The sequence below is a fragment of the Rhodocyclus gracilis genome (assembly GCF_009617575.1).
GTDB lineage: Bacteria > Pseudomonadota > Gammaproteobacteria > Burkholderiales > Rhodocyclaceae > Rhodocyclus > Rhodocyclus gracilis.
In genome coordinates, this window is record NZ_WIXJ01000017.1 from 1 (window position 1) to 14674 (window position 14674).

Genomic DNA, 14674 nt, shown 5'->3' on the forward strand with positions numbered 1-14674 from the left:
GAAGGCGTGCTTGCCCGGAGGGCGGTGCGGGCTGCTGGCTGGTAGCTGTCGGGGAGGGCGCCCCGGATGGCGTGCGGATTGGCAGCGGAAATCGCCAACTCCAGGCGCCACGAAGGGGGCGGTTTGTTGGCTGCGCCGCGTGCCTCTTCTGTCGTGTCTCGCGGCCCTGCCCTAGCGTGGCGCCGACTCATCCGGCGTGGCGGTCGGCTCAGGTTCCGGAGCGGCGGCGGTGCGGCGCGTGGAGTCGAGGGCCCACTGCCAGAGTTTGGAGGCATTGACGGGGATGATCATCAGCCAGTGCTCGAGGATGGCGAGGGAAAGGAGCGTGGCGACGAGGGCCAGTCCGACGCTGCTGAAGGACTGATCGGGGGCCTCGGTGGCGGCGAAGATGAGGTAGGCATCGACGGCGGAGGCGACGGTGACCGCCACCGGAAAAAGTTCATTCATGGGTCGCCGGGTGAGGTATTGGCGCAGATGGGCGAGGTGAGAGGGGAGGAGTTCGGCGGAGAGGTTGGGGACGCCGAGGAAGAGGTTGAGTTTAGCGGAGAGGCGCATGACCCAGAGGACGGCGAAGGTCCAGGAGCCGATGGGGTTGGGGGCGTGCCAGGTGAGGAAGGTGACGAGGGCGGCGGCGGCGACGAGGGCGAGTTCGTGGTAGAGGATGGCCTCGGTGGCGTTGCGGAAGCGTTGCCAGCCATGGGAGGTGGGGTGATTGAGGGAGCGTCTGGGGCCGATGAGGAAGCCGAGGAGGAAGCTCATTTCGAGCCAGGCCCAGATGAGGACGGCGCAGGAGAAGGCTTGGTAGGCGGCGCAGACGGAGGTGGATTGTGCGCTTTGGGCGAGGCCGCCGAGGGCGATGACGAGGAGGATGGAGGCGGCGCCCATGGACCAGGGGAAGGTCGTGCGGGGGAGGCCGTCGAGGAAGAGGATGAGGCCGGTGGAGGACCACCAGACGAAGGTGGCGAAGGCGATGGGGAAGAAAGCCGGCAGGCTGGCCTCGGTCGGAAAAATCATGGAGAGGGGCGTGTCGGGGGCGCGTCAGACGAAACGGCGGGCGACGCGGGGGCGTCGGCGCGGCGGCTTAGCGCTCGGAGTTAGGCGGCGGGAGCAAGCGGGCGAAGACGGCAAGATTTGAGGGGCCGAAGGAGCCGAGGTCGAAGAGGCGTCCGGTGGAGGGATCTTCGAGCGTGACGTGGCCGTCGGCGTGGGCGACGAGGCGATAGGGGGCGTCGGCGGGGATGCCTTGGCGTTTGCGTTCGCGGTAGAGGCTGCGCAGGGTGGCGCGCAGGAAGCCCTCGTTGCCGGGAGGCAGGGCGGCGACCTCGGTGTGCTGATCGACGTCGACGACGCCGAGGGAGCCGTCGGGGCGATCGATGAAGGCGAGGGAGCGGGACTGGACGGCGGGGGCTGGGGGGGAGACGCGGGGGTCGAAGCCGGTGTAGCGGGCGACGGCGACGCCGATGAGGGTGACGGCGATGAGGGAGCCGGCGGCGATGAGGGGGGCGCGCGGAAAGGGCTGCGAGCCGAATTCGGGTTCGTCGTGCACGGGCGACTCAGAGCGAAGAGGCGAGCGGCGGGACGACGGGCGCGTTGGAGGGCGAAGTCGTAGCGGCGGACGCCGGATGGGCGGAGTGGTACTCGCGCAGGGCCTCGGCGAGGAGCGCGGCGACGTGGTCGGCGTTGGGGATACAGCGCAGCATGGGTTCGCTCTTGGCGAAGCGCCAGGGGCGCGCGTGCGGCCAGAGGGTCAGGTAGGCGACGTGGTCGGCGGAGCCGAGGCGGAACGGCAGGTTGCCGGTGCCATTGGCGAAGGTGACGAGGTCGGCGGAGGCGATGACGCGGAACGGGAAGTTCATGGTCATCGAGAGGGCGACGCCAATGCGCATGACGATGCGGCGATTGGTGAGGGTGTAGACGGTGGTGCGCTCGATGAGCCAGGCGAAGAGCGCGATGAAGCCGAGGACGATGAAAGCGAGCGGCAAGGGCCAGAGGGCGGCGGCGAGGGCTTGCGCGGGGGGGGCGGCGGTCTCGGTGAAGAGGGAGATCAGGCGCCAGGCGAGGAGGAGGCTGAAATACGCCGCGACCTTGTTGATATGCAGGGCGTTACGGGCAAGGGACGGCCAGCTTGGCGCCCCTTGCCAGAGGATCCGCTCGCCTTCCGGGAGGAGCTCCGGCAGGCCGCGGATCGGTTCGTGCTCATGGCTTCCGCTCAAAACAGGGGGCCGAGGCGCGAGGGTTCTGCGTAGAGTTTGCCGCCGGCGAAGTAGCCGACGATACGGTCTTCCTCGAGGAGGGTGACCTGATCGGGGTTCTTCAGCGCGGGGATATCGGCGAAGTGTTCGGCCTTGAGGGCGAGGACGTTGATCTGACCGGCGGCCTTCTTGAAGCGGGTGAAGTTGATCGGCAGCAGCGCGGTACGGGTACCGTTGGCGGTCGGGACTTCGATTTCGTAGTAGCGGGCGACGACTTCGGAGCGATCGACCCAGATTTCGCGGACGGTGCCGGCGACCTTGCCGTCGGTACCGACGACGGGGACGCCGCGCGGATCGGCTTCGCCTTCGGGCAGCCAGAAGTCGGTCGCGACGCGCATCGGGACGATCTTGGGATCGCCGTCGACGGTGGTATCGGGGACGTCGGCGCGCATGGCGTGGGAGGCGGGGCCGACGGCGTCGACGAGCGGGTTGCCGGTCGGGACGAGAGGCGAACCGGGGTACGGGCTATTCGGTTCGGCGAGGATGGGGCGGGGATCCTTGAGGGTGCCGTCGGGTTTGGCGACGGTGGCACCGGAGCGCAGGACGAAGGTCTTGGGATCGGGCGGGATGGGCAGGCCGTTATAGCCGGCGCGGCCGCCGAAGCCGGCGACGTCGTGCTCGAGGGGATAGCCCTCGCGCTTGTCTTCGCGGCGCAGGTAGATGATGAGACCGGCGAAGAAAATCCAGAATGCGTAGAGCGTCAGCTGAGCCACATCGACGTAGCTGGTGATCGCGGCGGTTGGCATGTTTTTAACCTCCTTGGCAAATAAACCTAGCCGGGAAACTCGGCCAGGCCGAACCTTGATGTCGACTGCGACGGTGGCCCGCCATGACGACGCACGAGCGGTCCGATCACGATCAACGTGATGCACAGCAAGGCGACTTCGATGAGGTAGACCGCTTCAAACCCGGTTGCTGGGGTATTGAGCGATGGACCGAGCGCCCCCTGCGCTGCAAGTCCGGTTACCACATCGCGAATCGCGCCACCGAGGGCGACGGCACCTCCTGCGCAAGAAGCCTGAACTGCGCCCCACGCGCCGAGAGCGAGGCCGCCACGACCGCCCTGATCGAGCGACATGGCGGAGGTGAGGGTTCCGACGGAGAAGAGACCACCGCCAAAACCGATCAGCGCAGCACCCCCGAAAAATAATACCGCAGATTCTCCCACTGCGGCAAAAATCACGGCCAGGAAAGCGGCCAGACCGACGGCGGCGCCAAGGGCGGCGAGGCGCAGCGGATCGGCGCCACGGGCGAGGCGATAGCCGGCGAGGGAGAAGGCGGCGAGGGAACCGGCGGCGGCGGCGGCGGTGAGCAGCGTGGTGGCGCCGACGGCGAGGTGGAGTATCTGGCCGCCGTAGGGTTCGAGGAGGATGTCCTGCATGCTGAAGGCGGCGGAGCCGAAGCCGACGACGACGAGGAAGCGGCGGGCGGTGCCATCGGCGACGAGTTCGCGCCAGGAATCGCGGAAGTTCGGCGCTGGTTCGGCGCTGATGGGGCCACGGGTGCGGGCCTCCTGCTTCCAGAGGGCGATGACGTTGAGCGCCATGGTGACGACGGCGGAGCCCTGGATGACCTGGATCAGGCGCAACTGGCTGAAGTCGGCGAGCAGGACGCCAAACACGAGGGCGGAGACGAGCATGCCGAGGAGCAGCATGACGTAGAGCAAGGCGACGACGCGCGGCCGCGTCTCCTCGTTGGCCAGATCGGTAGCGAGGGCGAGGCCGGCGGTTTGCGTGGTGTGCAGGCCGGCGCCGACGAGGAGGAAGGCGAGCGCGGCGCCGGCCTGGCCGACCAGCGGCGAGACGGGGACCGACGCGTCACCGGACAGGAGGAGCAGCGCGAACGGCATGATCGCCAGGCCGCCGAACTGCAGGAGGGTGCCCATCCAGATGAAGGGGACGCGTTTCCAGCCGAGGGCGGAGCGGTGGTGATCGGAGCGGTGACCGATGAGGGCGCGGAAAGGCGCGAAGACGAGCGGCAGCGAGACCATCAGGGCGACGAGCCAGGTCGGCACGCCAAGCTCGACGATCATGACGCGGTTGAGGGTGCCGGTGAGGAGCACGGTCGCCATGCCGACCGAGACCTGGAAGAGGGCCAGGCGCAGCAGGCGCGACAGGGGCAGTTCGGGGCTGGCGGCGTCGGCGAAGGGAAGGAAGCGGGCGCCGAGAGTCAGCCAGCCGCGGACGAGGACATTGACCTTGCTCATGAAGCGGAGGGAGGCGCGATGAGTTCGAGCGCTTGCGAGGTGTAAAAGCCGCAGACGATACGCTGGCTTCTGCCGATACGCCAGTCGGGGAGTTCCTGCGCGAGGAGGCGGCGCAGCGTCGTTTCGCCGACGGGGACGATGGCCGGTGAGCGGTCACTGCGCGGGAAGGCCTTGCCGACGATGTGCATGAGCGAGAGTGGCAGGGTCTTGGGGGCGAAGGTGAAGACGATCGAGTGCCGGGTACGGGCGGCGAAGCCCTTGATGACGCGGACGACGTCGGTGGCGTCGTAGTGGATCAGCGAATCCATGGCGACGACGTGGTCGAAGGTACCGAGCGCCGGATCGAACATGTCACCGACGCGGAAATCGATGGCGGCGGTGACGGGATCGGCGGCGGCGCGTTCGCGCGCCTGGGCGACCAGCGTCGAGGCGAGATCGATGGCGACGATGGATGCGCCGCGCTGGGCGGCTTCCATCGACAGCATGCCGGTACCGCAGCCGGCGTCGAAGAGGCGACGGCCGGCGAGGTCGTCGGGCAGATAGGAGAGCAGCGTCGCGCGCATGCGCTCGCGGCCGGCGCGCACGGTGGCGCGGATGCGGTTCAAGGGCGTGTCGGAGGTCATCGCCACCCACTTGTCGGCGGCGGTGCGGTCGAAATAGGTCGCCAGTTCGCCGCGGCGTTCGCGGTAGGAGGCGCTCGTCGCGCTGCCCGACGCGGCGGTCGGTGCAGGCGGGATGGCAGCGGGAGTGCGGGTGTCGTTCACGGGTCAGTCGAATCCGAGCAGGTCAAAGATGTCGCGGTCCTTCAGGGGGGCGGCGCAGAGCGGATCGGCGCCGTCCCAGAGGCGCTGGGCGAGCTGCAGGTACTCGGCCTGAACGGCGAGGACTTCGGGGGTGGGGTCCATCTCGAAGAGGGTGGCCTTCTTGAGGCGGCTCTTGCGGATGACGTCGAGGTCAGGCAGGCGCGCCAGCGTCTGCATGCCGGTGGCGGCGTTGAACTTGTCGATCTGGTCGGTGGCGGCGCTGCGGTTGGCGACGAGGCCGGCGAGCCGCACGGCGTAGTCGCGCGATTTGGCTTCGATGGCGGCGACGATGCGGTTGGCGGCGAAGATCGAGTCGAAGTCGTTGGCGGTGACGATGAGCGCGCGTTCGGCGAATTGCAGCGGCGCGGCGAAGCCGCCGCAGACGACGTCACCAAGGACGTCGAAGATGACGACGTCGGATTCTTCGAGCAGGTGGTGCTGCTTCAGGAGCTTGACCGTCTGGCCGACGACGTAGCCGCCGCAGCCGGTGCCGGCCGGCGGGCCGCCGGCTTCGACGCACATCACGCCGTTGTAGCCCGGAAACACGTAATCCTCGGGGCGCAGCTCTTCCGGATGGAAGTTGACCGATTCGAGGACGTCGATGACGGTCGGGATCAGGCACTTGGTGAGCGTGAAGGTCGAGTCGTGCTTCGGATCGCAGCCGATCTGCAGGACGCGGTGGCCGAGTTTGGAGAAGGCGACCGAGAGGTTCGACGAGGTCGTGCTCTTGCCGATGCCGCCCTTGCCGTAGACGGCGAAGACCTTGGCGGAGCCGAGGCGCAGGGGTTCGGCGGCGACCTGGACGCTGCCCTCGCCGTCGTCGTGTTCGTGGCCGGGACGGCGCAGGGCGCTGAGCGGAACGGTCTGTGTATCGGTAAAACGCTGGTTCATGCGGCGATTCCCATGTCGACACCTTCGATGCGATCTTCGAGTTCTTCCCCGGCGCGACGCAGGGCGTCGAGCACGTCCTCGTCGGGCGACCAGTACTGGCGGGCCTGCGCTTCGAGGAGGCGGTGCGCGAGCTTGGCCGAGGCGGTCGGGTTCAGTTGCGCGAGGCGTTCGCGCATCTCTGGATCGAGCATGTAGGTTTGCGTGATCTGTTGATAGACCCAGGGGGCGACCTGACCGGTGGTGGCCGACCAGCCCATGGTGTTGGTGACGTGCTCCTCGATCTGGCGGACGCCTTCGTAGCCGTGCTTCAACATGCCCTCATACCACTTCGGATTGAGCATGCGGGTGCGCGTTTCCAGCGCCACCTGTTCGCCGAGGGTGCGCACGACGCCGTCGCCGCGCGTCTGGTCGCCGATGTAGACCGGCGCTGACTCGCCGCGGGCGCGGCGCACGGCGCGGCTGATGCCGCCGAGGGTGTCGAAGTAGACGTCCTGCGTGGTGACGCCGAGTTCGACCGATTCGAGGTTCTGGTAGGTGAGCGCGACGTCGGCGAGCGCGCTTTGCAGGAGCGCGGCCTGCTGCACCGGCTTGCCGGTGCGGCCGTGTGCGAAGCACTTGCGGCGCGAGTAGGTTTCCGCGAGCTCGTCCTCGTCTTCCCAGCGGCCGTTGGCGATCAGGTGGTTCACGTTCGAACCGTAGGCGCCGTCGGCGTTGGAAAAGACGCGCAGCGCGGCCGTTTCGATATCGCAGCCGTGCTCGGCCTGGTAGGCGAGCGTGTGCTTACGCACGAAGTTGAGGTCCGGCGGTTCGTCGGCGGTGGCGGCGAGGAAGGCGGCCTCGGCGAGCAGGCGCGTCTGCAGGGGCAGCAGGTCGCGGAAGATGCCGGAGAGCGTCATGACGACGTCGATGCGGGGCCGGCCGAGCGTGTCGAGCGGGCGCAGCTGCGCGCCGGCGAGGCGGCCGTAGCTGTCAAAGCGCGGCTCGGCGCCCATCAGGGCGAGCGCCTGGGCGATCGGGCCGCCTTCGCTCTTGAGGTTGTCGGTGCCCCAGAGGACGAGGGCGATCGATTCGGGGATCGGATTGCCGTCGGCGAGGTGGCGGTCGATGAGGCGGGCGGCCTGGCGGGCGCCGTCCATCAGGGCGAAGGCCGAGGGGATGCGGAAGGGGTCGAAGCCGTGCAGGTTGCGGCCGGTCGGCAGGATCGCCGGCGTGTGCACGAGGTCGCCGCCGGGCGCCGGGCGGACGAAGCGGCCGTCGAGGGCGCGCAGGAGCGCGGGGATCTCGTGGTCTTCGGCGAGCAGGCGATTGGTGCGGGCGAGTTCGTGGAGGGCCGCGAGGGTGGCGGCATCGACCGGCTTGCCGGTGGTGGCGGCCATGGCGGCGGCGGCGCCTTCGGGGGTATCGCCCTCGACGAGGGTGGTGATGGCCTCGATCGGCAGGTGCACGCCGTGTGCGGCTTCGGCGAGCGCCATCAGGAAGTCGATGCGCTCGGGGATCGACGGCGCGACGCCGACGACGTGCAGGCCGTGCGGGATGAGGGTCTGCTCGAGTTCGACGACGGCGTCGTTGAGGCGGGCGAGCGTCGCGACGAGGGTGGCGAGTTCGTTCGCGGCGCTGGCCGGATCGCTGTCGGCGGCGGGCAACGTCCACAGGGGTTCGGCCGGGACCAGATCGACGGCGGCGGCCTGCACCTGAATGAGCGTGATGAGGTCCTCGGCCTGCGGCAGTTCTTCAGGGCTCAGTGCGCGGTAGCGTTCGAGCGAGGACTTAAGATCCGCGAGGCCGCGATAGAGGCCGGCCTGGGCGATCGGCGGCGTCAGGTAGCTGAGCAGCGTTGCGGCCGAGCGGCGCTTGGCGATGGCGCCTTCGGACGGATTGTTGGCGGCGTAGAGGTAGAGGTTCGGCAGATCGCCGATCATGCGGTCGGGCCAGCAGCCGGAGGACAGCGCGTTCTGCTTGCCGGGCATGAATTCGAGCGCGCCGTGCGTGCCGAAGTGCAGCGCCGCGTGCGCGCCGAAGTCCTCGCGCAGGAAGCGGTAGAAGGCGGAGAAGGCGTGCGTCGGCGCGAAGCCCTTCTCGAAGAGGAGGCGCATCGGGTCGCCTTCGTAGCCGAAGGACGGCTGGATGCCGACGAAGACGTTGCCGAACTGGCGGCCGAGGACGAAGAGGCCGGCGCCGTCGCTCTGCTGACGACCGGGGGCCGGGCCCCACTGCGCCTCGATCTCGGCGAGGTACTTCTCGCGGCGGACGTGGTCGTCGGCCGGAATGCGCAGGTGCACGTTGGCGTCGGCGCCGTAGCGGGCGGCGTTGCCGACGACGATCGACTCGCGCAGGGCGTCGACGCTGTCGGGCACGTCCTCGACGCGATAGCCGGCGGCCTTCATGGCGGTGAGCGTGTTGTGCAGCGAGGCGAAGACGGAAAGGAAGGCGGCGGCGCCGAGGTTGCCGGCGTTCGGCGGGAAATTGAAGATGACGATGGCAATCTTGCGTTCGGCCGGCGGCGTGCGGCGCAGGGCGACCTGGCGGGCGACGCGGGCGGCGAGCATGACGGCGCGTTCGCCGCAGCTCGACATGTCGCGTTCGCCGTCGCCGCACTCGAAGGTGCAGGCGCGCGAGCAGCCGGGGCACGGGCCGGTGCCGGTGGCGGCGCGACCGCCGAAGACGATCGAGCCGGTGGCACCGTCGAGTTCGGGGATGGCGACCATCATCGTCGACTCGACCGGCATCAGGCCGCGGTCGGAGCCGCTCCACTGCTGCAGGGTCTGGAATTCGACGGGGGTGGCGGCGATGTAGGGCACGTCGAGGCGGGCGAGAATCTCCTCGGCGGCGGAGGCGTCGTTGTAGGCGGGGCCGCCGACGAGCGAGAAACCGGTGAGCGAGACGACGGCATCGACGATGCTCTGGCCGTCCTTCAGGAAAAACTGTTCGACGGCCGGGCGCGCATCGAGACCGGAGGCGAAGGCCGGGACGACGGCGAGGCCCTGGGCTTCGAGAGCGTCGATGACGCCGTCGTAGTGGCTGGCGTTGCCGGCGAGGACGTAGGAGCGCATCACCAAGAGGCCGACGGTGCCGCGCGGGCTGGCCGGCCGGGGCAAGGCGTCGAGGCGTTCGCCGATACGGCCGGAGAGGCGCGGATGGTAGAGGCCGACTTCCGGATACTCGGTCGGCGGTGCCACCTTGAGGGTACCGCGCAGGCCGCGCCGCTCGCCGTCGGCGTAGCGGTCGACGAGGAGGCGGACCATGTTGGTGAGGTTATCGTCGGAGGCGGCGAGCCAGTACTGCAAGGTGAGGAAGTAGGCGCGCACGTCCTGCGCGGCACCGGGGATGAAGCGCAAAAATTGCGGGATGCGGCGCAGCATCTTCATTTGCTGCGCGCCGGCGGCGCCGGGCTTGTCCTTCTTCTCGTCCTTGTCGTCGTGCTTGCCGCGCAGGCGTTTGAGGAGCGCCAGCGTGCCGCCGGAGGAGCCGTCCATCTTGAAGCGGTCGAGGCGGGTCAGGCGGACGATCTCGCCGGCGGACATGCAGCCGACGACGGCATCGCAGTGCGGCGCGCGGGCGGTCAGGGCCGGCAGCACGGCCTGGATGTGCTCTTCGAGGAAGAGCATGGTGGCGACGAGGATGTCGGCCTGGGCGATATCGGCGTGGGCGCGGGCGCGGGCGGCCTCGTCTTCGACGAAGTCGGCGGCGGCGTGCAGGGTCAGGGAGAGGCCGGGCAGTTCGCGGGCGAGGTTTGCCTGGGCGCGCACGGCGGCGCTGGCCAGGTGGTTATCGAGCGTGACGATGACGACACGGATCGGCGTCGGGGCGCCGGGAGTCGGCGACTTAGCGGCTGAAGTGCGCTTTAGCATCGTAGAGGTCCTCAACGGTGATCAACGCCAGCCCGTGTTCGCGGGCATAGCGTTCGGTGTTGCGACGGGCCTTGCCACGGACGAAGAAAGGAATCTTCTTCAGTTCCAGCTCAGCCTCGGACGACCACGACAGCGTGTCGGACGAAGCCGGCGCGGGCGCGACCGGAGGGGTGAGACTGACAGCAGCAGCGGCAGACGGGGGGAGGCTCGGCGCCGCGTCCGGAGGCGCCGACGCGGTGGTGGCGGCGGACGGCGCGAAGGACTCCGCGGCACGTTCCGCCTCGGCGCCGGGGGCGCGGGCGGCGGCGCCCAGATGCGAGGGCGCCTCGTGGAATTCGAAGTCCTCGCGGAAGAGCGTCAGGAGGTGTTCCTCGAGGCCCATCATCAGCGGGTGGACCCAGGTATCGAAGATGACGTTGGCGCCTTCGATGCCCATCTGCGGCGCGTAACGTGCCGGGAAATCCTGCACGTGCATCGGCGCCGAAATGACGGCGCAGGGGACGCCGAGGCGCTTGGCGGTATGGCGTTCCATCTGCGTGCCGAGGACGAGTTCGGGGTGCAGCTCGGCGATCTTCGCCTCGACCTCGAGGTAGTCGTCGGTGATCAGCGCCTCGAGGCCGTAGCGGGCGGCGGCGGCGCGCACGTCGCGCGCGAATTCGCGGGCGTAGGTGCCGAGGCCGACGACGGTGAAGCCGAATTCTTCGCTGGCCATGCGCGCCGCGGCGATGGCGTGCGTGGCGTCGCCAAAGATGAAGACGCGCTTGCCGGTCAGGTAGGTCGAGTCGACCGAGCGGCTGTACCAGGGCAGGCGGGCGTGCGCGGGGGCCAGCGGCGCGGCACCGGCACTGCGGCGCGGCGGCAGGCCGGCGAGACGGGCCAGCACCGGTGCCGGATCGACACCGGCGAGGCGGGCGACTTCCTCGACAAACTCGCGGGTGGCGCCGATGCCGATGGGGATGGTCGTCGTCGCCGGCTGGCCGGCACGGCGGGTGAGCCAGGCGGCGGCGGTGCTGGCGATTTCCGGGTAGAGGACGACGTTGAAGTCGGCGTCGGGCAGACGGGTGAGATCGGCGGGGGTGGCGCCTTCGGGGGCGACGACGTTCACACGGATGCCGAGGGCGTCGAGCAGGCGGCGCACTTCGACGAGGTCATCGCGATGCCGGAAGCCGAGGGCGGCCGGGCCGAGGATGTTGCACGACGGCGCCACGCCCGGCGCGCGCGGCGGCCGGGGCGTTGCCGGCGACGGCAGGACCGGTTCGACGAGCGTGCGCACGAGCTGGTAGAAGGTTTCGGCGGCGCCCCAGTTCTCCTTGCGCTGATAGGCGGAGAGCTCGAGGGGGATGACCGGGATCGACAGGCCGAGGGCGCGGGCGAGGCCGCCCGGATCGTCCTGGATCAGTTCGCCGGTGCACGAGGCGCCGACGAGCAGCGCCTGCGGCGCGTAGCGGGCCACGGCATCGCGGGCGGTGCGCTTGAAAGCTTCGGCGGTGTTGCCGCCAAGATCGCGGGCGGCGAAGGTGGTGTAGCTGACGGGGGGCCGTGTCGGGCGGCGCTCGATCATCGTAAACAGGAGATCGGCGTAGGTATCGCCCTGCGGCGCGTGCAGCACGTAGTGCACGCCCTGCATGGCGGTGGCGATGCGCAGCGCGCCGACGTGCGGCGGGCCTTCGTAAGTCCAGACGGTGAGTTGCATGTCAGCGGGTCAGCAAGGCAGGGACTCAGAGGGCGAGTCGTTGGCGGCGCAGGAGCGGGCGCGCGAAAAGTTCGGCCAGATCGCCGGCTTGGTCAAAGCCGTGGATGGGCGAAAAGACGAGTTCGATCGACCACTTGGTGGTCAGCCCTTCGGCTTCGAGGGGGTTGGCAAGGCCCAAGCCGCAGACGACGAGATCGGGGCGTGCGGCGCGGCAGCGGTCGAGCTGCGCGTCGACGTCCTGTCCCTCGGTGAGGCGGGTCGTCGTCGGCAGCGCCTCGAGGAGCGCGAGATCGGCCGCCAGATGCGCGCGATGCAGGAAGGGGGTGCCGACCTCGACCAGCGTCATGCCGAGTTCGCGGGCGAGAAAGCGGGCGAGGACCGGTTCGAGCTGCGAGTCCGGAAAGAGGAAGACGCGTTTGCCGGCGAGCTGGGGCCGGTAGTGCGCGAGGGCGCGCTCGGCACGGTCCTGGGCGGCGGCGGTGGCGGCGGTGAAGGTGGCCGGGGAGACGGCAAAGGCGTCGGCGGCGGCCTGCAACCAGCCGCGGGTGCCTTCGGCGCCGAGCGGGAACGGTGCCGGCAGATGCGTGGCGCCACGGCGTTCGAGCGCCTGGGCGGTATCGCGCAGGAAGGGCTGGGCGAGGAGGAAGCGGGTGGCGGGGCCGACGGCGGGCAATTCGGTCGAGCGGCGCGGCGGGAAGAAATCGACGCGCGCGATGCCGAGGGCGGCGAACTGGCGGCGGAATTGATCTTCGACGACATCGGCGAGGGTGCCGACGACGAGCAGCGAAGGCGTCGTGTCGGTCGTGGCCGGCAGCGATGGCACGAGGGCGGCGAGGCAGGCGTCCTCGCCCTGGGTGAAGCTCGTTTCGAGACCGCTGCCGGTGTAATCGACGACGCGTACACGCGGGCTGAAGGTGGCGGAGAGGCGTTCGGCGGCGCGTGCCAGATCGAGCTTGATCACTTCGGACGGGCAGGAGCCGACGAGGAAGAGCATGCGGATGTCGGGGCGGCGTTCGAGCAGGCGGGTGACGACGCGGTCGAGTTCGCGGTGCGCGTCGGCGAGTCCGGCCAGGTCACGGTCCTCGATGATCGCCGTGCCAAAGCGCGGTTCCGCAAAAATCATGACGCCGGCGGCGGACTGCATGAGGTGGGCGCAGGTGCGCGAGCCGACGACGAGGAAGAAGGCGTCCTGGATCTTGCGGTGCAGCCAGATGATGCCGGTGAGCCCGCAGAACACCTGATGCTGGCCGCGTTCGTGATGGATCTCGACGCAGCGCGAGGGAGTGGCGGGCGCGGGAGGGGGGGCAGAAGCGGTGTCGGACGTACTCAAATTGACTCCAATGACTCCGGGGAGGTCGCTCACCGGGAGGTTCCGGTGGCGGCGGCCTGGAGGCGCGCGGCGCGCAGTTTCCAGAGGAACTGCGCGGCATTGACGACATAGGTGGCGTAGGCCGCGAGGGCCACGAACATCTGTTCGCGCGGGGCGAGATGGCCGGTCAGGAGGCCCCACAGGTAGAGCGTATGCAAGGCGATGACGCCCATGCTGACGACGTCTTCCCAGAAAAAGGCGGGCGCGAACAGATATTGCCCGAACACTTCCTTCTCCCAGATCGCGCCGGTGATCATGATCGTGTAGAGGACGACGGTCTTGACCAGAATGGACACGGTCGCGGCGGTAAAGCCGTCGCCGGTGGCGAGATAGCGCAGGACGAGCGCGACGCTCACTAGGAAGACGAGGAACTGGAGCGGGGCGAGGATGCCCTGGACGAGCGTCCACCTGGACGCATCGCGGCGGCGGCGTTCGTCATCGGTGTAGAGGGCGGCGGGCCGATTGGCGCTGGCCGTCACTTGCTGCATGCGCTCATCCCCTTGGGCCTGGCCACTGTAAACAGCCGACAAATCTAGAGAGCTTCCCCTGCCCTGTCAACTCCGCGCGGGTCTGCCCAAGAGGCCGCAAACGCCCGCCGGACGGCCATTTGCGGGAGATCGGCCCGGCCCGTTCGGCGCCTGAAAACCGGCCGGCATGCGGGGGGCGAATCGTCCCCCGGCGCGCGCGCGCGTGGTGCCACCTTGACGCTGGCGAGTCCGCCCGCTATAAGCTTGCGCGGATGAATCGACCCGAGCCCTCTGCTGTCCTTGAACTGCTCAAGCCGATCACCTGGTTTCCGCCGATGTGGGCCTTCGGGTGCGGTGTGGCGTCTTCCGGAGCCGCGCTTGCTGAGCGCTGGCCGCTCGTCGTCGTCGGCGTGGTGCTCGCCGGCCCGCTGATCTGCGCCACGAGTCAGGCCGTCAACGACTGGTTTGACCGTCACGTGGATGCGATCAACGAGCCGAACCGGCCAATCCCGTCGGGGCGCATCCCCGGACGCTGGGGCCTCTATATCGCCATCCTGTGGACGATCCTCTCGCTCATCGTCGCGACGCGACTCGGCCCCTGGGGCTTCTCGGCGGCGACGCTCGGCATGGCCTTCGCGTGGGCCTACTCGGCGCCGCCCTTCCGACTGAAGCGCAGCGGCTGGTGGGGGCCGGCGGCGGTGGCGATCTCCTACGAGGGCATTCCCTGGGTGACCGGCGCGGTGGTGATGGCCGGCGGCGCCTTGCCGCCTGTCGAGACGCTGGCGGTAGCGGCGCTCTACTCCTTCGGCGCGCACGGCATCATGACGCTCAATGACTTCAAGGCGATCGAGGGCGACACGAAGATGGGGCTGAAGTCACTGCCGGTGACGCTCGGCGTGCAGAATGCGGCGCGCTGGGCGTGTGCCTCGATGGTGGCACCGCAGATCATCGTCATCGCCCTCCTCGCCCACTGGGATCGCCCCGTGCAGGCAGCAGCGGTCGCCGCCCTGCTCGCGGTGCAGCTCGTCCTCATGGCGCGCTTCCTCAAGAGCCCCGTCCAACACGCCACCTTCCTCTCCGCCTTCGGCGTCACCCTCTACGTCTCCGGCATGATGACCTCCGCCTTCGCGCTGCAACAGTTCGGG

General features: G+C 69.3%; 12 protein-coding genes. 1 reads left to right on the plus strand and 11 read right to left on the minus strand.

Annotated elements, in window-relative coordinates; all coding sequences use genetic code 11:
* Positions 1-171: 171 nt before the first annotated feature.
* The 11 genes from puhE to bchF form a co-directional block, all read right to left on the minus strand.
* The gene (gene puhE / locus GHK24_RS13265; RefSeq protein ID WP_153473364.1) at positions 172-1014 is read right to left on the minus strand and encodes a putative photosynthetic complex assembly protein PuhE; all 843 of its coding nucleotides are present in this window, start codon (positions 1012-1014) and stop codon (positions 172-174) included.
* Between the two features lie 67 nt (positions 1015-1081).
* The gene (gene puhC, locus GHK24_RS13270) at positions 1082-1546 is read right to left on the minus strand and encodes a photosynthetic complex assembly protein PuhC (protein ID WP_340666198.1); all 465 of its coding nucleotides are present in this window, start codon (positions 1544-1546) and stop codon (positions 1082-1084) included.
* Positions 1547-1553: 7 nt separating this feature from the next.
* Positions 1554-2213 (minus strand): photosynthetic complex putative assembly protein PuhB, encoded by a 660-nt coding sequence (gene puhB, locus GHK24_RS13275; protein ID WP_153473365.1) that lies wholly within the window; start codon positions 2211-2213, stop codon positions 1554-1556.
* Positions 2210-2998, minus strand: coding sequence for a photosynthetic reaction center subunit H (gene puhA, locus GHK24_RS13280; protein ID WP_153473366.1), 789 nt, complete (start codon positions 2996-2998; stop codon positions 2210-2212). Before puhA ends, puhB begins: the two co-directional genes overlap by 4 nt.
* A gap of 26 nt (positions 2999-3024) precedes the next feature.
* Positions 3025-4458: an MFS transporter gene (locus GHK24_RS13285; protein ID WP_153473367.1), complete on the minus strand. Its 1434-nt coding sequence runs from the start codon at positions 4456-4458 to the stop codon at positions 3025-3027.
* Complete coding sequence (bchM, locus tag GHK24_RS13290; RefSeq protein ID WP_209022714.1) at positions 4455-5222, minus strand: magnesium protoporphyrin IX methyltransferase; 768 nt, start codon at positions 5220-5222, stop codon at positions 4455-4457. The genes GHK24_RS13285 and bchM overlap by 4 nt, the downstream gene beginning before the upstream one ends.
* Before the next feature lie 3 nt (positions 5223-5225).
* Entirely contained in the window at positions 5226-6152 is a 927-nt protein-coding gene (gene bchL, locus GHK24_RS13295) for a ferredoxin:protochlorophyllide reductase (ATP-dependent) iron-sulfur ATP-binding protein (protein WP_153473368.1), read from the minus strand.
* A complete protein-coding gene (locus GHK24_RS13300; protein ID WP_153473369.1) occupies positions 6149-10000 on the minus strand; it encodes a magnesium chelatase subunit H in 3852 nt (1283 codons plus the stop codon). The genes bchL and GHK24_RS13300 overlap by 4 nt, the downstream gene beginning before the upstream one ends.
* Positions 9975-11693: a ferredoxin:protochlorophyllide reductase (ATP-dependent) subunit B gene (bchB, locus tag GHK24_RS13305; protein WP_153473370.1), complete on the minus strand. Its 1719-nt coding sequence runs from the start codon at positions 11691-11693 to the stop codon at positions 9975-9977. Before bchB ends, GHK24_RS13300 begins: the two co-directional genes overlap by 26 nt.
* 25 nt (positions 11694-11718) lie before the next feature.
* Positions 11719-13023, minus strand: coding sequence for a ferredoxin:protochlorophyllide reductase (ATP-dependent) subunit N (locus GHK24_RS13310; protein ID WP_153473371.1), 1305 nt, complete (start codon positions 13021-13023; stop codon positions 11719-11721).
* A 29-nt stretch (positions 13024-13052) separates the two neighbouring features.
* On the minus strand, positions 13053-13550 hold the full coding sequence (gene bchF, locus GHK24_RS13315) for a 2-vinyl bacteriochlorophyllide hydratase (protein WP_153473372.1): 498 nt from the start codon (positions 13548-13550) through the stop codon (positions 13053-13055).
* 251 nt (positions 13551-13801) lie between these two features.
* On the opposite strand from bchF, the gene chlG reads away from it, so the two are divergent.
* On the plus strand, positions 13802-14674 hold an 873-nt coding region (gene chlG / locus GHK24_RS13320), incomplete at its 3' end, for a chlorophyll synthase ChlG (protein WP_153473373.1).